The 22,836-nt window shown below is 72.7% G+C and carries 13 protein-coding genes and 1 pseudogene; 9 read left to right on the plus strand and 5 right to left on the minus strand.

Annotated features, from left to right (window positions below; genetic code table 11):
- Positions 1-3: 3 nt before the first annotated feature.
- Complete coding sequence (locus ACFZB3_RS41700; RefSeq protein WP_391386669.1) at positions 4-1,323, minus strand: MFS transporter; 1,320 nt, start codon at positions 1,321-1,323, stop codon at positions 4-6.
- A 184-nt stretch (positions 1,324-1,507) separates the two neighbouring features.
- On the opposite strand from ACFZB3_RS41700, the gene ACFZB3_RS41705 reads away from it, so the two are divergent.
- The 4 genes from ACFZB3_RS41705 to ACFZB3_RS41720 all read left to right on the plus strand — a co-directional run bounded on the left by ACFZB3_RS41705 (position 1,508) and on the right by ACFZB3_RS41720 (position 9,542).
- Positions 1,508-2,203: an FCD domain-containing protein gene (locus ACFZB3_RS41705; RefSeq protein WP_391386672.1), complete on the plus strand. Its 696-nt coding sequence runs from the start codon at positions 1,508-1,510 to the stop codon at positions 2,201-2,203.
- A 133-nt stretch (positions 2,204-2,336) separates the two neighbouring features.
- Positions 2,337-3,866 (plus strand): hypothetical protein, encoded by a 1,530-nt coding sequence (locus tag ACFZB3_RS41710; RefSeq protein ID WP_391386675.1) that lies wholly within the window; start codon positions 2,337-2,339, stop codon positions 3,864-3,866.
- A 133-nt stretch (positions 3,867-3,999) separates the two neighbouring features.
- Positions 4,000-4,869: a hypothetical protein gene (locus ACFZB3_RS41715; RefSeq protein WP_391386677.1), complete on the plus strand. Its 870-nt coding sequence runs from the start codon at positions 4,000-4,002 to the stop codon at positions 4,867-4,869.
- Positions 4,870-4,931: 62 nt separating this feature from the next.
- Positions 4,932-9,542, plus strand: coding sequence for a hypothetical protein (locus tag ACFZB3_RS41720; protein WP_391386679.1), 4,611 nt, complete (start codon positions 4,932-4,934; stop codon positions 9,540-9,542).
- Positions 9,543-9,625: 83 nt separating this feature from the next.
- Here the strand turns inward: ACFZB3_RS41720 and ACFZB3_RS41725 are convergent, their stop codons facing one another.
- Positions 9,626-10,096 carry a hypothetical protein gene (locus ACFZB3_RS41725; RefSeq protein WP_391386681.1) on the minus strand — a complete coding sequence of 157 codons (471 nt, stop codon included), beginning with the start codon at positions 10,094-10,096 and terminating at the stop codon, positions 9,626-9,628.
- Positions 10,097-10,529: 433 nt separating this feature from the next.
- Between ACFZB3_RS41725 and ACFZB3_RS41730 the strand changes: the two genes are divergently transcribed.
- The 5 genes and pseudogenes from ACFZB3_RS41730 to ACFZB3_RS41750 all read left to right on the plus strand — a co-directional run bounded on the left by ACFZB3_RS41730 (position 10,530) and on the right by ACFZB3_RS41750 (position 18,510).
- Entirely contained in the window at positions 10,530-13,361 is a 2,832-nt protein-coding gene (locus tag ACFZB3_RS41730; protein ID WP_391386683.1) for a nitrate- and nitrite sensing domain-containing protein, read from the plus strand.
- Positions 13,358-13,792, plus strand: a complete 435-nt coding sequence (locus ACFZB3_RS41735) for a roadblock/LC7 domain-containing protein (protein WP_391386686.1) — start codon at positions 13,358-13,360, stop codon at positions 13,790-13,792. The genes ACFZB3_RS41730 and ACFZB3_RS41735 overlap by 4 nt, the downstream gene beginning before the upstream one ends.
- A gap of 9 nt (positions 13,793-13,801) precedes the next feature.
- Positions 13,802-14,197: a DUF742 domain-containing protein gene (locus ACFZB3_RS41740; RefSeq protein ID WP_391386688.1), complete on the plus strand. Its 396-nt coding sequence runs from the start codon at positions 13,802-13,804 to the stop codon at positions 14,195-14,197.
- Between the two features lie 24 nt (positions 14,198-14,221).
- Positions 14,222-17,924, plus strand: a pseudogene (locus ACFZB3_RS41745) (hydantoinase B/oxoprolinase family protein).
- Positions 17,905-18,510: an ATP/GTP-binding protein gene (locus tag ACFZB3_RS41750; protein ID WP_391386691.1), complete on the plus strand. Its 606-nt coding sequence runs from the start codon at positions 17,905-17,907 to the stop codon at positions 18,508-18,510. The pseudogene ACFZB3_RS41745 and the gene ACFZB3_RS41750 overlap by 20 nt, the downstream one beginning before the upstream one ends.
- Positions 18,511-18,569: 59 nt before the next feature.
- On the opposite strand, the gene glpK is transcribed toward ACFZB3_RS41750, so the two are convergent.
- From glpK to ACFZB3_RS41765, 3 genes are all read right to left on the minus strand, one after another.
- A complete protein-coding gene (gene glpK / locus ACFZB3_RS41755; protein WP_391386693.1) occupies positions 18,570-20,087 on the minus strand; it encodes a glycerol kinase GlpK in 1,518 nt (505 codons plus the stop codon).
- 56 nt (positions 20,088-20,143) lie between these two features.
- Positions 20,144-20,881 (minus strand): MIP family channel protein, encoded by a 738-nt coding sequence (locus ACFZB3_RS41760; protein WP_391386696.1) that lies wholly within the window; start codon positions 20,879-20,881, stop codon positions 20,144-20,146.
- A 306-nt stretch (positions 20,882-21,187) separates the two neighbouring features.
- Complete coding sequence (locus ACFZB3_RS41765) at positions 21,188-22,828, minus strand: EAL domain-containing protein (protein ID WP_391386698.1); 1,641 nt, start codon at positions 22,826-22,828, stop codon at positions 21,188-21,190.
- Positions 22,829-22,836 lie beyond the last annotated feature (8 nt).

A 22,836-nucleotide genomic window follows, 5' to 3' on the forward strand; every position in this document is an offset into this window, starting at 1 on the left:
GGTTCACGACAGTTCCTTCCCGCGCGTCTCCGGCAGTCCGAACAGGGCCAGGGCCGCGAGCGCGTAACCGGCCGCGCCGAAGACCAGCGCGCCGCCCACGCCCCAGCTGTCGGCCAGGAAGCCCACCAGGGTCGGGAAGACCGCGCCCACCGCGCGGCCCGCGTTGTACGTGAAGCCCTGCCCGGTGCCGCGCACCGCGGTCGGGTACAGCTCGCTCAGGTAGGAACCGAAGCCGCTGAAGATCGCCGACATGCAGAAGCCGAGCGGGAAACCGAGCACCAGGAGCAGCGTGTTGGCACCGCCCGGGATGTTCGAGTACGCCAGCACGCAGGCCGCCGACAGCACCGCGAAGAGCCAGATGTTGCGGCGCCGGCCCAGCCGGTCGGTGAGGTAGCCGCCGGTGAGGTAGCCGAGGAAGGCTCCCGAGATCAGGAACGTCAGGTAGCCGCCGGTGCCGACGACCGACAGACCGCGCTCGGTCTTGAGGTACGTCGGGACCCAGGTCGCCAGCGTGTAGTAGCCGCCCTGGACGCCCGTGGAGAGCAGGCCCGCGAAGACCGTGGTGCGCAGCAGACCGGGCGCGTCGGCCGTGCCCGGCCGGAAGATCGCGGCGAACGAGCCGCGCCGCGGGCTCTGTTCGCGCACCGCGACCGCCTGCGGGGCGTCGTGCACCCGGCGCCGCACCCACACCACCAGGAGCGCGGGCAGCGCGCCGGTCCAGAACATCACCCGCCAGGCCAGGTCGTCGCCGACGAACGAGAAGACCAGCGTGTACACGATCGCGGCGAGGGCCCAGCCGACCGCCCAGGAACTCTGGATCGCGCCCAGGGTGCGGCCGCGGTGCCGGGCGCTCGCGTACTCGGCGACCAGGATCGCGCCGACCGCCCACTCGCCGCCGAAGCCGAGGCCCTGCAGGGCGCGGAACACCAGCAGCGTCTCGTAGTTGGGGGCGAAGCCGCAGGCCACCGTGAAGACCGCGTAGGTGACCACCGTGATCATCAGCGCACGGACCCGGCCGACCCGGTCCGCGAACACGCCCGCCGCGGCGCCGCCCACCGCGGAGACCACCAGGGTGACGGTGGTGAACAGGCCGGTCTGGCCGCTGTCCAGACCGAAGTACGCCGCGAGCGCGACCATGCTCAGCGGCAGGGTGAAGTAGTCGTACGAATCAAGGGCATATCCGCCGAAAGCACCGGCGAACGCACGCCGGCCACGCGGACCCAGGGCGCGCAGCCAGCCGAACGCGCCGTCCTCGGCGGTGCGTTCACCCCTGCCCGGGTGCGCGTCGGAGGACAGGGCCTGCGGTGGAGGAGTCGTGCTCATGGGCACCTCGCAGAAGAGGGACGGAGGGTGCGGGACTGAGCAGTGCGGGGCCGTGCCGAGCGTCTTGCGGAGGGTCTTGCCGAGGGCCGTGCAAGGCGAGCGTGATGAGCACCGTAGAGGATCGTTCAACGATCCTTCAATACCCACGTTGTTTCGTTCCTGTGTCTGCGGTTGAATTCCGGGCATGGCAGAGCAGCTGACGGGACTGGCCGACGACCGCGCCCTCCTCGGGCGGACGAGCACCGCCGAACGGGTCTCCGACATCCTCAGGAGCCGCATCGCGGACGGCTACTTCCCGCCAGGCACCCGCCTGTCCGAGGACGGCATCGGCGGCGCGCTCGGTGTCTCCCGCAACACCCTGCGCGAAGCGTTCCGGCTGCTCACCCACGAGCGCCTGCTCGTCCACGAACTCAACCGGGGCGTCTTCGTCCGGGTCCTGACCATCGAGGACGTCGAGGACATCTACCGCACCCGGGCCCTCGTCGAGTGCGCCGTCGTACGTGGCCTCGGCGAGCCCCCGTACGCCCTGGAGGGCCTGGCGGCGGCGGTCGCCGAGGGGCAGCAGGCGGCCTCCGCGGATGACTGGAAAGCAGTGGGTACGGCCAATATCCACTTCCACCGGGAACTCGTCGCCCTGGCCGGCAGCGAGCGCACCGACGAACTGATGCGCAGCGTCTTCGCGGAACTCCGCCTCGCCTTCCACGTGGTCGACGACCCGCACGCCCTGCACGAGCCGTACCTGGCCCGCAACCGCGAGATCCTGGAGTCGCTCCAGGGCGGTGACCGGCGCGGAGCGGAGCGCCTGCTTGAGACCTACCTCACGGACTCCTTGGAACGGGTGGTGGAGGTCTACCGCCGGCGGGTGGACAGCGCCCCGTAACGGGCGCGGGGAACTGCGCGATCAACCCCCACCGGCCCGCACCCAGACAACCGTCCTGCAGTACCCGGCCCCACCGGCGGAGCCACCCGCGTCGTTTGGGCCGATGTCAGACCCAGGACCTAGTCTGTGCACCGTGACTTCGCCTGCATCGACGGACAGCGTGCCGCCCCAGCTCAGTGCGGGGCCGCGCCCCGCACCGGGCCCGGCCGCCGACGAGGGGCTGGCGCGGCGGCTGCGCGCGCTCGCCTGCACGGCGCCGCTGCACGACCTCGACGCGCGCAAGGCGAACCTGGCCGGCGAGTACTCGGTGTACGGCATGGCCGAGGTGGCCCTCTCCGCCATCGACCTGGTCACGCTGAACATGGACTTCGACACCGGCGCCGACCACGAGCAGATCGTCGCCCGGCTGATCCCGCGCATCTCCGCGCAGACCCCGCACCGCCCGGTCGCCGAGCACGAACGCGTGGCCCGCTGGGTCCTGGAGAACCTGATCAACGTCGGCAGCGTCGACCGCGGCTTCCGCGCGGTGTACGGCACCTTCGCCCCGGACGGGTCGTACGTGCGCCGGGACTACGACTTCAAGCTCATCGAGGAGGTGCCCGGCCCCGGCGGCACGGTGTACCTCCGTACCACCGACGAGGCGGTCAACGTCCTCGTCGGCGCCCTCGACACGGACGTCACCAGCGCCCAGATCGCCGCCGAGGTCAAGCTCGAAGTGCTGATCAACCGGGGCCGGCTCGCCGACGCCCAGCTCGCCGCGGAGCAGGCCCGCTACCGGACCGTCCAGTACTCGGAGAGCCTGCGCCGTGCCCTGGAGGCCACCCGGCGCAACGTCCGCGCGGTGGACTGGCTCAACACCGTCCCCGACATGATCGCCGAGGCCCTGGACCACGTCGCCGACCGGTACCGGCACGAGAACGCGATCCTCACCAACATCCGCAAGGCCCGCGACGAGACCGAGGAGCCCGAGAACAAGCGGCGCGCCGCCGAACTCGTCGACATCGTCAAGGACTGCATCCGGCGGCACACCCAGTTGCAGTCGCGACTGCTGGAGGCGGGTCCGCTGTTCCGCGCGGAGCAGGACCGGCAGGCGTTCGCGACGCCCATGACGACGTCGGGGACGGACCTGTACGGGCACCTCCTCGCGCCGCTGCTGCCGTTGCCGCTGGAGCAGGCGAGCCGGGTCACGGGGGCGTTCTTCGCGCGCGGGACCGGGCTGCGGACGCCGGTGTCGGTACGGGTCGGTGACCTCGTCGACATACTGCTGACGCCACCGGTGGAGCGGGAGCACCTGGGCGCGGAGATGCCGGAGCCGGACCTCATCGCCACGCCGGACGACAGCCGGTTCAGCGAGGAGCAGCTGGCCGACGCCATGCGGTTGCTGGATCTGCCGGCCGACGCGCCGCGCCGGCTGTCGGGGCTGCTGGCGGAGGCGCGGCGGGTGGGCGGCGAGGACCTCGCGTATCTCGTCGCGTTGCTGGCGGTGCACGCCGCCAGTCCTGCCGTGGGCACGGCCTATCGGCAGGGCGAGGAGAAGCTGCTGTTCGCGGTGGACGACGGTACGCAGCTGGACGACCCCGGTTTCGGCGGTGCCGATCTGATCGTGGGCACCGCGCTGCTGGATGCGGTGGGGATGGCTGCGGATCGGACCGAGGCCGCGTGATGTCGTACGCCGGGTGCAGGTCTCTGGGGCTGGTCGCGCAGTTCCTCCCCCAGCCTTCGGCCGGGGGTACCCCCGGCGCGCCTGAAGGGGCGCACCGGTGCGCCCCTGTTTTCAAGATCAAGGAGTTGTCGTAGTGAGCGAGTACGTCGAGGCCGAGGCGTCTGCCGGGACGGCTCACGCTGCCGTCACGCCCGCCGACGCCGCCGACGCGGCTCGGCTCGTCGCCTTCGGGCTGCAGCCCAAGTTGCAGCCCGCGCGTGATCAGGAGTACACGGAGCTGCTGCGGCGGTACCGGGAGGACCCTCCGTTCGCGCGGCTCGCCGATGCCGTGGCGGCCGGGCTGGGGCTCGTGGTCCTTGAGGTGTCCCCCCGCGCGGGGATGGCGGTGGCCGCGGCCGAGGACTCGGTGTTCGCCGTTCGCATGGGCGACTACGCTCGTCGCACGTCCGCGGACGGCAGCGACCGGTTCCTGCACGGGCTCGCCCACCTCGCCGTCGCCGCGCTGGCGTTCCCGCGCCCCGAGGACCTGGCCGACGACGGCTACATCGGGCGGATCACGGTCAACGGCGTCGACGCCTTCGTCCGGCAGGCCTGCCGGAGGCTGGAGGAGCGGGCCGAGGAGGCGGGGGAGAACACCGACCCGGCCACCGACGCGCCCGGCCTGGAGGCCGCCTGGCGGATCTGGGCGAGACGCAGCGCGACCGGGGCCACCAAGGACGCCCGCCGGCTGGCCGGTTCCACCACCGGCATCATCGGCAAGGCGGTCGTCTTCCTCACCGACTCGGGGTTCCTCCAGCGCACCGGTGACGACCAGGGCGGCACCTACCGCACGACGGCCCGCTACCAGCTCCAGGTGCGGGACATGGCCGGCAGCGCCGCCATGGCCGAACTGCTGGAGCTCGGCGTCGTCCCGGTCACGGACGGCACGGCCAGTCTGATGCCCGCCGACGACACCGAGGACCTGGACCTGGTCGCCGACGCCGGACTGCCGTTCCACTCCTGAGCCTTTCCTGAGCCCTTCCTGAGCCGTCACCACCCTCTTCCCACGTCTTACGAGAGTCCGCCATGTACGAGCTGTCCCGGGTCCGCCTCTACTCCATCGGGCCGGCCGGTGCGCGCTACGCCGACACCGTGCTGGACCTGCGGGGCGTCGGCGAGCCCGTGCCCGACCCCGCGCCGACCCAGGCGGAGTTCTTCGAGGAGGAGCCGGTCGGCCCGCCGCGCCGGCCCGCGCCCGCCGGGGTGCTCTTCCTGGAGAACGGCGGCGGCAAGTCGGTGCTGCTCAAGCTGATCTTCTCGGTGATGCTGCCGGGGCACCGGAACACCCTCGGCGGGGCGAGCTCGGGCGTGCTGCGCAAGTTCCTGCTCGCCGACGACTGCGGGCACGTCGCCCTGGAGTGGCAGCACACGCTCACCGGCGAGTGCGTGGTCGTCGGCAAGGTGAGCGAGTGGCGGGGACGCCAGGTCTCCAACGACCCGCGGAAGTTCGCCGAGGCCTGGTACTCGTTCCGGCCGGGCCCCGGGCTCTCCCTGGACAGTCTGCCGGTCGCCGAGTCCACCGCCGTACGGCAGCCCGTGGAGGGCGCCTCCGGCGCGCAGGGCCGGCGGCGCACCATGAAGGGCTTCCGGGACGCCATCACCGAGGCGGGCAAGTTCTATCCGCATCTGGAGGTGCACTGGGAGGAGATCCACGACCGGTGGATCGAGCACCTCGGCGAACTCGGCCTGGACCCGGAGCTCTTCCGCTACCAGCGGGAGATGAACGCCGACGAGGGCGAGGCCGCCGGCCTCTTCGCGGTCAAGAAGGACTCCGACTTCACCGACCTGCTGCTGCGGGCCGTCACCGACACCCGGGACACCGACGGGCTCGCCGACCTGGTCGGCGGCTTCGGCAACAAGCTGGGCCGGCGTGCCGAGCTGATCGCCGAACGTGACTTCACCGCCGGGTCGGTGGACCTGCTCGGACGGATCGTGGAGGCGGCGGAGGGACGGTCACGCGCGCGAGACATCCACGCGGGCGCCGAGCGCCGCACACGCACGCTGGCGCGCCGGTTGTCCGCGCGGGGCGTGCAGGAGAGGGTGCGCGCCGCCGACCTCGCCCAGCGGGTCACGGCCGCCGCCTACGCCGTCACGCACTCCGAGGGCGCCCGCGAGCGCAGCGCGCTGATCGCCGCCGAACTCGCCTACCGGCACGCCTCCCTGGCACTGGCCGTCGGCGAGAAGTCCGCCGCCGCGCAGAAGCGCGAGCTGGCCGACGCGCGCACCCTGCACTCGGCCTGGCAGGCCGCCGAGGCCGTGCTGCGCCACCGTGCCGCCGCCGACCGCGTCGCGCGCGTGGCCGCCGCCATCCAGGAGGCCGAGCGGGACGCGGCGCCCGCCCTCGCCGCCCGAGCCAAGGCCGCCGTCGCACTCGTCCGGGCCCTGCACGGGGCCGCCGGGAGCGCGGAGACCCTCGCCAACGAGGAGGAGGAGCGGTCCGCCGCACTCCAGGAGGTCAGCGACTCCGCCTACCGGGACTCGACCTCGGCCGCCACCGAGGCACAGCGCGCCCGCAGCGAGGCCGGGCACCTCCGGCAGCGGCTCGGCGAGGTCGAGCAGGAGACCGCCGAGGCGGTGCGCGCGGGCTGGCTCGACGACAGCGCCCCGGACGCCGACCCGGCCCGGGCCGCTCTCGCGGCGAGCGACGCCGAGAAGACGGCCGTGGCCGCCTGGGACACCGCCCGCGAGGCCTCCCACCGAGCGGGCGAGCACGCGCGCGAGGCGGCCTCCGCCGAGTCCCGCGCCGAACTCACCGCCGCCCGTGCGGCGGACGCGGCGACGGCGGCCGGGCGGACGTACGACGCCGAGAAGCGGCTGGCCGAGAGCCTGGCGGCGGAGGAGCGGCTCGGCGAACTGCTGGGCCTCACCGGCTCGCGCGGCGCCATTCCGCGGCCCCGCCACGAGGGCGGCGACGACGCCCTCACGACCCTCGTGCCCGAGGAACTCGACCGGTTCGCCGACGAGTTGCGGGAACTCCTCGACGACGCCGTCGGGTCCGCCGAGCGGCAGCTGTTCGAGCTGCGGACCGCCGCCGCCGACGACTCCCGCATCCTCGGCGCGCTCGGCGACGGCGGACTGCTGCCGCCGGGCCCCGATGTGCTGGCCACCGTCGAGTTCCTCGGCGAGCACGGCATCCCGGCCCTGCCCGGCTGGCGCTACCTCGCCCAGGCCGTCGACCCCGCCGACCACGCGCGCGTGCTGGCCGCCCGCCCCGAACTCGTCGACGGCGTCGTCATCACCGACCCCGACACGCACGCCCGCGCCCGCGAGGCGCTCAGCGAGGCGGCCCTGCTGCCCCGCTCCGCCGTAGCCGTCGGCACTGCCGCCGCCCTGCTCGCGCCCGTCCCGGCCGCCGACGCCACCCCGGGCGACGTGTTCCTCGTACCGCCGAACCCGGCCATGCACGACGAGCACGCCGCCGACGAGGAGCGGCAGGCGCTGCGCGCGCGGGCCACGGAGCGGGACGAGGAGATCCGCACCCTCGCCGCCCGGCTCGGCAAGGACCGCGAGCTGGCCGCACGGCTGGCCTCCTGGCGCACCGGCTGCCCGGCCGGGCGGCTCGTGGAGCTGGCGCAGGAGGCCCGGGACGCCCGGGTGTTCGCGGAGGAGTCCGAGGCCGAGCTGGCCGAGGCGCGGACCGTGCGCGCGGAGGCCGAGGAGGCCGCCGCCGAGGCCGCGCAGGTGCGCGACGAACGGCAGGAGGCCGCCCAGCGCGCCCGGCGTGCGGCCGACGCCCTCGCCGGCCTCGCGTTCCGGCTGCGCGAGCGGGCCGGGTGGCAGGTCAGGCTCCGCGAACTCGCCGACGAGGCCATCGAATCGGAGGCCCGCGCGCAGTCCTGCCTGGAGCGGGCCCGCGTCGCAGACGAGGACCGGCGGGCTACCCAGCGCGCCGCCGACGACGCCCGTCGCACCGCCCGTGCGCTGCGCGCCGAGCGCTCCGAGATCGCCGGCGCCCCCGACGACATGCCCGAGACCGATGAGGACGCTCCCGGGTCCTCGTCCCCGCTGCCCGCTCTGCGCGAGGCCTACCGGGCCGCCTCACAGGTGTACGAGAAGGTCGGCGTCGGCGCCGACCTGCGCGCCGAGCAGGCCCGTGCGGAGAGCGACGAGAGCGCCGCACTCGCGGAACTGGAGCGGCTGAGCAACAAGGTCCGCACCCGCGCGGAGCAGCTGCTCCAGGCGCCCGACGGCGCCGACGGGCCCTCCCGGCAGGCCGCCGCCGCCCGCGCGGAGGAACTGGTCCAGCTCCTGGAGACCCGCATGTCCACCGCGAGCGAGCAGCTCGGGCGGCTCCGCGGCGAGGCCGAGCGGCACGCCCCCGAGGACGGCGAGGCGCACACCGAACTCCCCGAGGAGCTCCAGCCGCGCGACGCCGAGCACGCACAGGCACTGCTGCGCACGGCGACGGCCGAACTGGCCGCCCGCACCGAGGCGCTGGCCCAGGCCCGCGATGCGCACGCCGTCCTGCTGGACACGCACCGCGCGGCCGAGGACGCGGCGGGCGGCTTCGAGGAGATCGCCGCCATGCTCCGTGACCTGCTGCGCGAGCACACCGCCGACGAGGAGCAGGAGGAGACCGAGCCGTACCCCGGCAGCCTGGAGGAAGCCCGGCAGTCCGCCGCCGAGGCCCGCAGGTCGCTGCGCGGCTGCGCGGGTGACCTGTCCGCCGCCGAGTCCGCCGTCCGCGAGGCGAGCGACGTGCTCGTACGGCACGCCAACGCCACCCGGTACGAGGCGGTGCGGACCCCCGCGCGCCAGCAGATCCGGGAACTGCCCGCCTCGGCCCTGCCCGAGCACGCCCAGAAGTGGGCGGACGCCTTCGCCCCGCGGCTGCGGGTGCTGACCGACGAACTGGCCCAGCTGGAGCGGAACCGGGACTCGATCGTGGACCGGCTGCGGGGGCTCGTCGAGTCCGCGCTGGCGACCCTGCGCTCCGCCCAGCGGCTCTCCCGGCTGCCCGAGGGGCTCGGCGAGTGGTCCGGACAGGAATTCCTCCGCATCCGCTTCGAGGAGCCCGACCAGGCCACGCTCACCGAGCGGCTCGGCGAGGTCGTCGACGAGGCGACCCGGGCCGCCGTGAAGAAGAACTCCGATCTGCGGCGGGACGGAATGTCCCTGCTGCTGCGGGGAGTCGCCGCCGCCCTGCAACCGAAGGGCATCGCCGTCGAGATCCTCAAGCCGGACGCGGTACTGCGCGCCGAGCGGGTGCCGGTGGGGCAGATGGGGGACGTGTTCTCCGGCGGGCAGCTGCTGACCGCGGCGATCGCCCTGTACTGCACGATGGCCGCCCTGCGGTCCAACGACCGGGGCCGGGACAAGCACCGGCACGCGGGAACGCTCTTCCTCGACAACCCCATCGGGCGCGCCAACGCGACCTACCTGCTGGAACTCCAGCGGGCCGTGTCGGACGCGCTGGGCGTGCAACTGCTGTACACGACCGGGCTGTTCGACACGACCGCACTGGCCGAGTTCCCGCTGGTCATCCGGTTGCGCAACGACGCGGACCTGCGCGCCGGACTCAAGTACATCAGCGTGGAGGAGCACCTCCGGCCCGGGCTGCCGCAGCAGCCGCAGGCGGGAGAGGCCGTGCACAGCGAGATCACCGCCACGCGGATGTTCAAGAAGCCGTCAGCCTGACGGGCCGTCCTGGACTGTCCCGGACAGTCCAGGACGGTCGCTGGACGGCACCGGACACCGGACACGGCGGCCTCAGGAGTGTGTCAGGGGTGCGTCAGCTGCCCGGCCTGGCCGCCCCGCCGCCGTATCCGCTCCTGTTCGCGCTCGGCGGCCCGCTCCTGCCGCCGCGCCGCGCGCCGCTCGCGGCGGAGCGTGCGGGCCGTGCTGCTCGGTTCCGAGAGCACGCCGTAGCGCTGGTTCCACACCTGACGGGTCACCAGGACGTCGACCGCGCTCCAGGTGGCCACCACCGTGCTCGCGACGCTGCTGATCACCATCGGGAACGCCAGCCAGGACTCCGCCATCGTGCACAGGAACGCCACCATGGCCAGGATCAGCGTGACCGCGATGATGATCACCGCTCGCACCGCCGCCGTCCGCACCGGATCGGGCATCCGGTAGCGCTTGGCTGGCTCCTCGACCCACAACGTCCGGTACTGCGCCTGCTGTTGCCGCACCGTCGAGTGCGTCGCCGCGCCGTCCTCGGGCGCAGCGCGCCGCTCAGCTGTCCCCATCAACGTGTCACTCCCCACCGCCGGCAAACCCTCGCACCGGTGTCCGACGACCCCGGCTCCCCAGTGGCTGCCCGGCTTGCGCTGTTTTACGCCGCCCGGATCCGAGATGCGGCTCCTGTGACCGAATCCGCACTCATCACCCCTCTACAAGGACGAACGAACTCGCCCGATGATTCCCGACCAGGGAAAAATTCCGGCCAACTGATCCTTCGTGCCGTTCCCGCCCCACTCGCGTGAAGTCGACGCGATCGCGGTGGCAATCTCCCGCAATGCCCGGACGACTCGTCCTGTCTGCCCGTCATGTCCGGCTATCGGGGCGGAAGTTCACCGTCCGGACAGTTCTTCGAGTTATCCCTGTGACGGTAGTAGGCTCGCGCCGTTTGTTGACGCACATGTGTACCCCCGGCCTGCGGGGGTCGAGCTGGGGGAGGCCATGCGCTTTCGCGGGAAGTCGATCCGCCGGAAGATCGTGGCGCTGCTTCTCGTGCCGCTGGTGTCCCTGACGGCCGTATGGGGCTTCGCGGCCGTGCTGACGGGACGCGTGGTCACCCACATCTTCCAGGTGTCCTCGATCGTCGAGGACATCGGCTACCCCACCGAGGACGCGGTCCGCGCTCTCCAGCAGGAACGCCGGCAGACCCTCGTCTACCTCGCCGACCCGCGCGCGTCCGACGCGCTCACCGCCCTGAACCGCACGCGCTCCGCCACCGACGCGACCGTGGCCAAGCTCCGCGGGAACGCCGGGGAACAGCACGTGCGCGACGGCCTGGACGCCGGCGACAGCGAACACCTCACCGCCGAACTCGACGGCCTCGACGGCATCGACCCGCTGCGCCGCAGCGTCGAGCAGGGCACGGTGGACCGTGCCCAGGCCTTCGCTCTCTACAACGCCGTCGTCGACCCCTGCTACACGCTGCTCGGCTCCCTCGACGGGACCGACGACGTCGGGATCGACAAGGAGGCCCGCGCCCTCGTCAACATCACCCGCGCCCGGGAACTCGTCTCCCGCGAGGACGCCCTGCTCGGCTCCGCTCTGGTGGTCGGGAAGGTCTCCCGCGAGGAGACCCGCGAGATCTCCGACCTCATAGCTCAGCGCACCCTCCTCTACGACATCAGCCTCCCGCTGGTGCCGGCCGGCGAGCGCGACCGCTTCGACCGCTTCTGGAAGAGCGCCACCACCGCCCCGCTGCTGGCCGCCGAGAGGTCCGTCGTCGCCGCCGGATCCGGCATGCCGAACGACGTCGACGCGAGGAGCTGGGACACCACCGCGGGCAATGTCCTCGACGAACTGCGCACCCTCGACGACCAGGTCGGCGACCGCTTCGAGGACCGCATCCGGCCCGTCGCCGTCAGCGAGTTCGTCCAGGCCGCCGTCGTCGGCGTCCTCGGCCTGGCCGCCGTGCTGTTCTCGCTGGTCATGTCGGTCCGGGTCGGCCGCAGCCTCATCCGCGACCTGCGGCTGCTGCGCCAGGAGGCGCACGACGCGTCCGGGGTCCGGCTGCCGAGCGTGATGCGCCGGCTGTCCGCGGGCGAAGAGGTCGACGTGGAGACCGAGGTCCCGCGCCTGGAGTACGACAGGAACGAGATCGGCGAGGTCGGCCAGGCCCTCAACACCCTGCAGCGCGCCGCCGTGGAGGCCGCCGTCAAGCAGGCCGAGCTGCGCGCCGGCGTCTCCGAGGTCTTCGTCAACCTCGCCCGCCGCAGCCAGGTCCTGCTGCACAAGCAGCTCACGCTCCTCGACACCATGGAACGCAGGACCGAGGACACCGACGAACTCGCCGACCTCTTCCGCCTCGACCACCTCACCACCCGTATGCGCCGGCACGCCGAGGGCCTGGTCATCCTCTCCGGCGCCGCGCCCTCGCGGCAGTGGCGCCGGCCCGTCCAGCTGATGGACGTGGTGCGCGCCGCCGTGGCCGAGGTCGAGGACTACGAGCGCATCGAGGTCCGCCGGCTGCCCCGGGTCGCCGTCACCGGCCCCGCCGTCGCCGACCTCACCCACCTCGTGGCCGAACTCCTGGAGAACGCCACGGTGTTCTCGCCACCGCACACCGCCGTGCAGGTCCTCGGCGAACGCGTCGCCAACGGCTTCACGCTGGAGATCCACGACCGCGGTCTCGGCATGGCGGCCGAGGCACTCCTGGACGCCAACCTGCGGCTCGCCGAGACACCCGAGTTCGAGCTCTCCGACACCGACCGGCTCGGGCTGTTCGTGGTCAGTCGCCTCGCCCAGCGCCAGAACGTCCGCGTCTCGCTCCAGCCGTCCCCCTACGGCGGCACCACCGCCGTCGTCTTCATCCCCGACGTACTGCTGACCGACGATGTCCCCGACACCAACGGCGTCGGCTTCCGCCTCGACCGCAGCCGGCCGGCCGGGGAGGCAGAACCCGAGAAGAGCCGGGCCACCTCCCTGGCCCAGGTGCCGGGACAGCGCGCCGGACTGCCGGCGGCCCTGCTGGACGGCCCGGTCGAGCTGGAGGCACCCGTCGACCTGGACGCGCTGGACGACTTCCCGGGCGCCCTCAGCGACGACGACAGCGAGCGCGGCGGCCTGTTCCGCCCACGCCGCTCCGTGGCCCCCGCCGACGACGACCCCACGCCCGCCGTGACCGAACTCCCGCACCCGGACCGGGAGACCGCCGACCGCTTCGGCGACGGGCACCCCGGCGGCCCCGCGGCACTGCCGGTACGACGCACGCCCAAGCTGGTCAGCTCGCACGGCAAGCCGGTCACCGAGCAGCGCTCCCGCCGCGCCGACCAGGACGAGCGGCCCCCGGCGGACCAGGGCCGCCCCGAACCCGGCGGACTCGCCCCGCTGCCCTCCCGCCGCCGCACCGACCCGTCCCCGCCGCGCGCCCTCGGCTCGGCCGACCGCGTCGAGGAACGCACGGCACCCCAGGCCGGCGGCCCGGGCGCCCCCTCCGGGCCCCCCGCCCTGCCCCGGCGAACCCGCCGCGCCGCGACCGCCGGCAGCGGCACCCACGACTCCGTCCCGCCCACCGGCAGCACACCTCCGGAGGCCGAGTCCGGCACCCGGCCGCTGCCCAGGCGGGTACGGCAGGCCAACCTGGCCCCACAGCTGCGACAGGAACCCGCATCATCCACCGCCCGCGATCCGGAACCCGTCGAGCGCGACGCCGACGAGGTCCGCAGCCGCATGGGCTCGCTCCAGCGCGGCTGGCAGCGCGGCCGTGCCGAGAACGCCGAGGGCGACGGCTCCTGGAACAGCACAGCACAAGGAACGACTAAGGGGGACGGTCGATGACCGATCCGAAGGCGACCGGCCACACGGCGACGAACAAGGGCGAGCTCAACTGGCTGCTGGACGACCTCGTGGACCGGGTCGCCAGCATCCGCAAGGCCGTCGTGCTCTCCGGCGACGGCCTGCCCACCGGCGTCTCCAAGGACCTCACCAGAGAGGACGGCGAGCACCTGGCCGCCGTGGCCTCCGGCTTCCACAGCCTCGCCAAGGGCGTGGGCCGGCACTTCGAGGCGGGCAGCGTCCGGCAGACCGTCGTCGAGCTCGACGACGCCTTCCTTTTCGTCACGGCCGCCGGCGACGGCAGCTGCCTCGCGGTCCTCTCCGACGCCGACTCCGACGTCGGCCAGGTCGCCTACGAGATGACGCTCCTGGTCAAGAGGGTCGGCGTACATCTGGGGTCCGCTCCGCGCACCGATCTGTCCTCGGGCGGGTAGTGGGATGACATGAGCGGAGACGGTCAGGGAAGAAGTCACTGGTTCGACGACGAGGCCGGACCGGTCGTCCGTCCGTACGCCATGACACGGGGCCGCACCACCAGTACGGCCCAGCACCGGCTCGATCTGATCGCGGTGGTCGTCACGGAGCCGCACGTGGACGACCCGGACGACGACCGGACGCTGTCCCCGGAGCACGTGGACATCGTCGAGCTCTGCCGCGGCGCCCCGCAGTCGGTCGCCGAACTGGCTTCGGAGCTCGACCTCCCGGTCGGAGTGGTGCGGGTCCTCATCGGCGACCTCGTCGACGGGGAACTCGTCCATGTCAACCGGCCGGTACCCCCGGCGGAGCTGGTGGACGAGAGTATTCTGCGCGACGTGATCAACGGCCTCCGGGCGCTGTGACCGGCGCGGAAGCGGAGTAGTGACGTGACAGGCTGGCAGTTCTGGGTCGACCGTGGCGGTACGTTCACCGACGTCGTCGCACGGTGCCCGGACGGCCGGCTGCTCACCCGCAAACTGCTCTCCGACAACCCCGCACGGTACGCCGACGCGGCAGTGGCCGCCGTGAGCGAACTCCTCGAAGGATCCGGTGACATCGGCGCCCGCGTCGACACCGTCCGTATGGGCACCACGGTCGCCACCAACGCCCTTCTCGAACGCAAGGGCGAGCGCACCCTCCTCGTCATCACCCGCGGTTTCCGCGACGCCCTGCGCATCGCCTACCAGAACCGCCCCCGCATCTTCGCCCGCCGCATCGACCTGCCCGAGCTGCTGTACGAACGGGTCGTCGAGGCCGACGAGCGCGTCACCGCGGACGGCACCGTGCTGCGCGCACCCGACCTGGACGCGCTGGCGGGCCCGCTCCGGGAGGCGTACGACGACGGGATCCGCGCCGTCGCCGTCGTCTGCATGCACAGCCACCTGTACCCCGCTCACGAGCAGGCGATCGGTGAGCTGGCCGCCTCGACCGGCTTCCCGCAGATCTCGCTGTCCAGCGAGGTCAGCCCGCTGATGAAGCTGGTGCCGCGCGGCGACACCGCCGTCGTCGACGCCTACCTGTCGCCCGTGCTCCGCCGCTACGTGCGCCGGGTCGCCGACGAACTCGAAGGCGTGCGGCTGATGTTCATGCAGTCCAACGGCGGGCTCGCCGAGGCCGGGCAGTTCCGCGGCAAGGACGCCGTGCTCTCCGGACCCGCCGGCGGGATCGTCGGCATGGCCCGGATGTCGCAGCTGGCCGGCTTCGACCGGGTCATCGGCTTCGACATGGGCGGCACCTCCACCGACGTCTCCCACTTCGCGGGCGGATACGAACGGGTCTTCACCACGCAGATCGCGGGCGTCCGGCTGCGCGCCCCCATGCTGGACATCCACACCGTCGCCGCGGGCGGCGGCTCGGTGCTGCACTTCGACGGCTCCCGCTACCGCGTCGGCCCGGACTCGGCCGGCGCCGACCCCGGCCCGGCCTGCTACCGGGGCGGCGGCCCGCTCACCGTCACCGACGCCAACGTCATGCTCGGCCGGATCCAGCCGGCCCACTTCCCCCACGTGTTCGGGCCGGGCGGGGACCAGCCGCTGGACGCCGGCCTGGTCCGGGACCGCTTCACCGCTCTCGCCCGGGAGATCCGCGGACGTACCGGCGACGACCGCACCCCCGAGCAGGTCGCCGAGGGCTACCTGAGCATCGCCGTGGCCAACATCGCCAACGCCGTGAAGCGGATCTCCGTCCAGCAGGGCCACGACGTCACCCGCTACGCCCTCACCACCTTCGGCGGGGCCGGCGGGCAGCACGCGTGCATGGTCGCCGACTCGCTCGGCATCCGCACCGTCCTGGTGCCGCCCGTGGCGGGGGTCCTGTCCGCGCTCGGCATCGGGCTCGCCGACACCACCGCCATGCGCGAACAGTCCGTCGAGGCCCCGCTGGAGCCCGCCGCCATGCCCGGCGTCCGCAAGACCGCCGACGACCTGGAGGCCGCGGCCCGCGCCGAACTCCTCGCCGAGGACGTCCCGGAGGACCGCGTCGAAGTCACCCGCCGCGCCCAGCTCCGCTACGACGGCACCGACACCACCCTGACCGTCGAACTCACCGACCCCGACGCGATGAAACACGCCTTCGAAGAACGTCATCGCGCCACGTACTCCTTCACGCTCGACCGTCCGGTCGTCGTCGAATCCCTCTCCGTGGAAGCCACCGGCATCACCCAACCCCCCGATCTCTCCGCCCTCGCCCCTTACGAGGGCACTCCCGCCGCCCCGGAGACCGTCCGCCTCCACACCGGCGGCGCCTGGCGCGTCGTACCCCTCCACCGCCGCGAGGACCTGCCCCCGGGCGAGACCGTCACCGGCCCGGCGGTCATCACCGAAGCAGGCGCCACGACCGTCGTCGACGACGGCTGGCGGGCCGCGGCGACCGACGACGGGCATCTGGTCATGGAACGCGCGACGGTCACGCAGAGTTCCGATCTCGACACGAAAGCCGACCCGGTTCTGCTGGAGGTCTTCAACAACCTCTTCATGTCGATCGCCGAACAGATGGGCGCCCGCCTGGAGTCGACGGCCCAGTCCGTCAACATCAAGGAGCGTCTGGACTTCTCCTGCGCCCTGTTCGACCCGGACGGGAACCTGGTGGCCAACGCCCCGCACATCCCCGTCCACCTGGGCTCCATGGGCACCAGCGTCAAAGAGGTCATCCGCCGCCGCGGCACCTCGATGCGCCCCGGCGACACCTACGCCGTCAACGACCCGTACCACGGCGGCACCCACCTGCCCGACGTCACGGTCATCACGCCGGTCTTCGACACCGACCGCGCGGCGGACACGGACGGTGACCCCGGCCGGACCCCGGAGATCCTCTTCTACGTCGCCTCCCGCGGCCATCACGCCGAGATCGGCGGCATCGCGCCGGGTTCGATGCCGGCGAACAGCCGCACCATCGACGAGGAGGGCGTCCTCTTCGACAACTGGCTGCTCGCCGAGGACGGCCGGTTCAGGGAGACCGAGACGCACCGGCTGCTGGCCGAGGCCCGCTACCCCTCCCGCAACATCCCCACCAACCTCGCCGACCTGCGCGCCCAGATCGCCGCCAACCGCAAGGGCGTCGACGAAGTCGGCAGGATGATCGAGGAGTTCGGTCTCGACGTCGTCCAGGCCTACATGCGCCACGTCCAGGACAACGCCGAGGAAGCGGTCCGCCGGGTGATCGACGCCCTCGACGACGGCGCGTACGCCTACGAGACCGACTCCGGCGCGGTCATCCGGGTACGCGTGCGCGTGGACCGCGCCAACCGGCGCGCGACCGTCGACTTCAGCGGTACCTCCGCCCAGCTCGCCACCAACTTCAACGCCCCGTTCGCCGTCGTCAACGCGGCCGTGCTGTACGTCTTCCGCACCCTCGTCGCCGGCGACATCCCCCTCAACGACGGCTGCCTGCGCCCGCTCGACATCGTTGTGCCGCCGGGTTCGATGCTCGCCCCCGAGCCGCCGGCCGCCGTCGTCGCGGGCAACGTCGAGACCTCCCAGGCCATCACCGGCGCCCTCTACGCGGCGCTCGGCGTCCAGGCCGAGGGCTCCGGGACCATGAACAACGTCACCTTCGGCAACGAACGCCACCAGTACTACGAGACGGTCGCCTCCGGTTCCGGAGCCGGTGACGGCTTCCACGGCGCGAGCGTCGTACAGACCCACATGACCAACTCCCGGCTCACCGACCCGGAAGTCCTGGAATGGCGGCTGCCCGTCCGCCTCGACGAGTTCGCCGTACGGGCGGGCAGTGGCGGCGCGGGCCGCTGGCACGGCGGGGACGGCGCGGTCCGCCGCGTCCGCTTCCTGGAACCCATGACCGTCTCCACCCTCTCCCAGCACCGCCGCGTGCCGCCGTACGGCATGGCCGGGGGCGAACCCGGCGCACTCGGCGCCAACCGGGTGGAGCGGGCCGACGGCACGGTCACCGAACTCGGCGGCAGCGATGCCGCGGACGTCGGTCTCGACGACGTACTCGTCATCGAAACCCCGGGCGGCGGCGGGTACGGACGCCCGTCACCCGTCACCCCGCCTCGTCGATGACCCCATCACCGACCCCCATCACCGACCCCATCAAGCAGGAGAAGAATTCGATGATCTTCGGGCGATCTGAGCGTGGCAAGCCCCCGGTCGAGCCCGTCACGCTCAAGATCCTCGTGGCCGGCGGCTTCGGCGTGGGCAAGACGACCCTGGTCGGCGCGGTCAGCGAGATCCGGCCGTTGCGCACCGAGGAACTGCTCACCGAGGCCGGGCGACCGGTCGACGACACCTCCGGCGTCGAGGGCAAGCACACCACCACCGTCGCCATGGACTTCGGCCGCATCACGCTGCGCGAGGACCTGGTGCTGTACCTGTTCGGCACGCCCGGGCAGGAACGGTTCTGGTTCATGTGGGACGAACTGGCCGAGGGCGCGCTGGGGGCCGTCGTGCTCGCCGACACGCGCCGCCTGGAGGACTGCTTCGCCGCCGTCGACTACTTCGAGCGGCGGTCCATCCCCTTCCTCGTCGGCGTCAACTGCTTCGAGGACGCCGCCCGCTACCCGGTGGACTCCGTCCGCAAGGCTCTCGACCTCGATCCGGACGTGCCGGTCGTGCTCTGCGACGCCCGGGACCGCGAGTCGGTCAAGGAGGTGCTCATCGGCGTCGTCAAGCACGCGATGGCGTACGCGGCGGGCCACCGGCAGGCCGCCACGACCTGAAGGGCGGCGGCACGGCCCGTACCCCCGCCGACCGGGGTACGGGCCGTGGTCCGGGGTGGTTACTCGCCGTCCTCCAGCCAGCCGAAGCTCTTCTCCACGGCCTTGCGCCAGTTCGTGTACTCCCGTTCGCGTGTCGACGCCGCCATCGCGGGCGTCCACTCCATGTCCTTCTGCCAGTGCGACCTGAGTTCGTCCAGGTCGTTCCACACACCGGTGGCCAGGCCGGCCGCGTAGGCGGCACCCAGACAGGTCGTCTCGGAGACCCGGGGCCGGATCACGGGCACCCCGAGGACGTCGGCCTGGTGCTGCATCAGGAGGTTGTTCTTCGTCATGCCGCCGTCCACCTTCAGGGTGGTGATCGGCACCCCGGAGTCCTGGTACATGGCGTCCACGACCTCCCGCGTCTGCCAGCTCGTCGCCTCAAGCACCGCGCGGGCGAGGTGCGCCTTGGTGACGTACCGGGTCAGCCCGGTGACCACCCCGCGCGCGTCGGAGCGCCAGTAGGGCGCGAACAGGCCGGAGAAGGCGGGCACGATGTAGGCGCCGCCGTTGTCGTCGACGCTCGCCGCCAGCGTCTCGATCTCGTCGGCGGTGCGGATGATGCCGAGCTGGTCGCGGAACCACTGGACGAGCGCGCCCGTTATGGCAATCGAACCCTCCAGGCAGTACACCGGCGCCTCGGTGCCGATCCGGTACCCCATCGTCGTCAGCAGCCCGCTCTTGGACGGCACCGGCCGGTTGCCGGTGTTGAGCAGCAGGAAGCTGCCGGTCCCGTAGGTGTTCTTCGCGGTGCCGACGTCGTAGCAGGCCTGGCCGAAGACCGCTGCCTGCTGGTCGCCCAGCGCGGACGCCACCGGCACCCCGGCGAGCTGGCCGACGGCGGTGCCGTACACCTCGGCGGACGACCTGATCTCGGGCAGGACCGCCTCGGGGACGTTCATCGCGGCGAGGATGGCGGGGTCCCACTGGAGGGTCTCCAGGTTCATCAGCATGGTGCGCCCGGCGTTGGTGACGTCGGTGACGTGCCGGCCGCCGTCGGTGCCGCCGGTGAGGTTCCAGATCAGCCAGGAGTCGATGGTCCCGAAGGCGATCTCGCCGCGCTCGGCCCGGTCCCGCAGCCCGGGCACGTTGTCCAGCAGCCAGGCCGCCTTGGGCCCGGAGAAGTAACTGGCCAGGGGCAGCCCGGTCTGCTCGCGGAAGCGGTCCTGGCCGTCGCTGCCGCCGAGTTCGTGGCACAGGGCGGCGGTGCGGGTGTCCTGCCAGACGATCGCGTTGTGCACGGGCTTGCCGGTGGCGCGGTCCCACAGGACGGTCGTCTCGCGCTGGTTGGTGATGCCCAGCGCGCTCAGCTGGTCGGGGCGCAGCCCCGCACCCGCGAGCGCCCCGGCCACCACGGCCTGCACCTTGGACCAGATCTCGGTGGCGTCGTGCTCCACCCAGCCCGGCTTGGGGAAGATCTGGCGGTGCTCGCGCTGGTCGACGGCGACGATCGCGCCGCCGTGGTCGAAGATGATGCAGCGGCTCGACGTGGTGCCCTGGTCGATTGCGGCGACGTACTTCTCGGCGGTGTCCGTCATGGCTACCCCTTGGTCGCTGGGTCGGAAGGCTGCGTGGGTGGGAGGTCCGCGCCGCGTCAGAAGGCCGCGTTGTAGATCAGGCCCGCGAGCGCCCCGCCGATCAGGGGGCCGACGACCGGGATCCAGGCGTAACCCCAGTCCGAGGTGCCCTTGTTGGGGATCGGCAGGAAGGTGTGCACGATCCGCGGGCCGAGGTCCCGCGTCGGGTTGATGGCGTAGCCGGTGGGGCCGCCGAGCGACAGCCCGATGCCGACGACGAGCAGCGAGACGATCAGCACGGTGGTGCCGGACTCGCCGAGCCCCTTGGTCAGTCCGAACGCGAGGATCGGCAGGACGAGGGCGACGGTGGCGATGATCTCGGTGACGAGGTTGGCGACCGGGTTCCGGATCTCCGGGATCGTGGAGAAGATGCCGAGCGTCGGCGTCGGTTCCTCACCCGACTCCTCGTCGGGCACATTGGCCTGGAACTGGGCCAGGTAGACCAGGTACGTCAGGACGGCGCCCAGAATCGCGCCGACGAGCTGGCCGAGCAGATAGACCCAGACCTTGCCCCACTTGCCGGTGTCGACGGCGATGCCGATGGTGACGGCGGGGTTCAGCTGCCCGCCGGAGAGGGGAGCGGCGGTGTAGGCGCCGGCCAGGACGCCGAAGCCCCAGCCGAACGCGATCGCCACCCACCCCGCGGCCCGGGCCTTGGAGTGTCTCAGGGTGATCGCGGCGCAGACACCCGCACCGAACAGGATCAGGATGGCCGTACCGATGACTTCGCCGACGAAGATGTCTCCGTTGCTCATGGCGGCTCCTAGGGCGCTGGCCGGGGATCGACCCCGGCGCTTTGAGCAGGAACGGTTCCCTTGGCGACGTCAGCCGAAGGCAGGGAAGGTCCCGCGCCCCGCCCGGCGTCCATGACGAGCGTGCCGTAGCGGCCGAATCGCCCATGGGGGAAGGAGCTCCGGGACAGGAGCAGCCCATGGCGCAGTGCCTGAATACGCCGAGAATGTACGGCGATGTCGACCGACACCGGAAGTTTTCACCGGCACTCAGGGGGCGTCAAGGTCGCCGACGGCAACGATGACAGGCAACCCGCCGGACGGCAGCTGTCACGGCTCCACCGCCGCGTATCCGGCCTGCGCCGGAGCCGCGCCGGAGCCGCGCCGGATCTCGTGCCCGGGCAGTCCCGCCCGCCCCAGTACCCAGCTCGCCCCGTCGAGCGCCTTGGCGGCCTTCTTGAGCGGCGCCAGACAGGCGGCCGCCTGCCGGTGGTCGGCCACACTGCCGGGATCGCACACGACGGTGGCCAGGGACAGCGTGACGGGACGCCCGCCCGCGGACCAGGGCGCGTCGAGCAGGGCGGCGACCTGGTCCAGCCCCGTCTCGTCGGCGAGCACCAGGAAGTCGTCCCCGCCGATGTGCCCCACGCGCGCGTGCCCGGCGGCGGCCTCCTGCAGCGCCCGTCCCACCGAACGGATCAGCTCGTCGCCCGCGGCGAACCCGGCGCCGTCGTTCACCTGCTTGAAGTGGTCGATGTCCAGCCAGCTCAGCGCGAAGACGCGGCCGTCCGCGAGCCACCGGTCCACCTCGCCCGTGATCGCGTCCGAACCGGGCAGCCGCGTCAGCGGGTTGAGCCCGGCCGCCTCCTCGACCCGGGTCTCGGCGAGCGCCCGCACCAGGTCGGCGAGGCGTACGACGCCCACGCAGCGCCCGTACCGGTCGACGACCGTCACATCGTCCGAGGTGCGGTCCGGGCCGCCGACGGCCACCACGTCCAGCACCTCCCAGGCGGTCGCGTCGACGCCGACCGTGCGCGGGGCGTCGCCCAGCTTGAAGGCCGGGCGGTCCGCGTACAGGGCGTGCCCGTAGCGGCCGGACATCGACAGCAGGAAGCGGGAGCGGTGCACGGACCGGACGGGGGCGCCCGTCTGGTCCACCAGGAGCACACCGGAGACATCCGGGGAGCCGGTCAGCAGCGCCCGCACCTGCAACGCGGACGCGGTGACCGGCAGGAGGGCGGCGGGCCGGATGAACTCCCGCACGTACGGCCCGGAGCGCGGTGCAGGCACCGCGGCGGGGGAGGGCGGCGGAACGTATACCTCCGCGACCGGGATCCGGGCCGGGGGCGCGAACAGCTCGCCCTGGGCCAGCTGCGCCCCGGCCGACAGCGCGGCCGAGTACTGGAGTTCGGTCTCCACACCCTCGACGGCCACCAGGGCGCCGAGCTCCTCGCACAGGGTCCGCATCGCCCGCACCGCGGCCGGCCGGGCGAGCAGCGAGGCGTCGAGCTTGATCAGGTCGGGGGAGAGGTCGGTGAGCAGCCGCAGCGGCACGTCCCCGTCCCCGATGCCGTCCGCGCTGATCCGGAAGCCCTGGCCGCGAAGCACCGCCACGGCCTCCAGCAGGGCCCGCTGCGGCACGTGCGTGTACGGCGGGACGATGTCCAGGGTGACCTCCCAGGGCATCCGTCCAGCCTCGCGGACGGCCTCGGGCAGTGGTCCGATGCCGCCCAGGTCCGCCAGGGTGGCCGCGAAGACGTTGATGTGCAGCGGCAGCAGCGTCTCCTTGCGGGCCGCCGCGCGGAAGGCCAGCACCGCGAGCCTGCCGTCGAGTTCGGGATTCCGGCGGGCTTCGCCGAGGATGTCGCCGGTCTCGGGGCGGGCGAGGATCTCCAGTGCGGCGATCCCGCCGGTCGTCAGATTGACCACCGGCTGGAAGGCGAAACGGAGAGCATCCGTCCAGGTGCGCACGGGAGCAT

Origin of the sequence: Streptomyces sp. NPDC008092 (assembly GCF_042957285.1) — a bacterium.
Taxonomy (GTDB): Bacteria; Actinomycetota; Actinomycetes; order Streptomycetales; family Streptomycetaceae; genus Streptomyces.

Coding starts and splice junctions, on each gene's coding strand:
- glpK (WP_391386693.1), bottom strand. CDS start 20,087: ATGACGGACACCGCCGAGAAGTACGTCGCCGCAATCGACCAGGGCACC.
- ACFZB3_RS41720 (WP_391386679.1), top strand. CDS start 4,932: ATGTACGAGCTGTCCCGGGTCCGCCTCTACTCCATCGGGCCGGCCGGT.
- ACFZB3_RS41730 (WP_391386683.1), top strand. CDS start 10,530: ATGCGCTTTCGCGGGAAGTCGATCCGCCGGAAGATCGTGGCGCTGCTT.
- ACFZB3_RS41740 (WP_391386688.1), top strand. CDS start 13,802: ATGAGCGGAGACGGTCAGGGAAGAAGTCACTGGTTCGACGACGAGGCC.
- ACFZB3_RS41700 (WP_391386669.1), bottom strand. CDS start 1,323: ATGAGCACGACTCCTCCACCGCAGGCCCTGTCCTCCGACGCGCACCCG.
- ACFZB3_RS41725 (WP_391386681.1), bottom strand. CDS start 10,096: ATGGGGACAGCTGAGCGGCGCGCTGCGCCCGAGGACGGCGCGGCGACG.
- ACFZB3_RS41760 (WP_391386696.1), bottom strand. CDS start 20,881: ATGAGCAACGGAGACATCTTCGTCGGCGAAGTCATCGGTACGGCCATC.
- ACFZB3_RS41735 (WP_391386686.1), top strand. CDS start 13,358: ATGACCGATCCGAAGGCGACCGGCCACACGGCGACGAACAAGGGCGAG.
- ACFZB3_RS41750 (WP_391386691.1), top strand. CDS start 17,905: ATGATCTTCGGGCGATCTGAGCGTGGCAAGCCCCCGGTCGAGCCCGTC.
- ACFZB3_RS41705 (WP_391386672.1), top strand. CDS start 1,508: ATGGCAGAGCAGCTGACGGGACTGGCCGACGACCGCGCCCTCCTCGGG.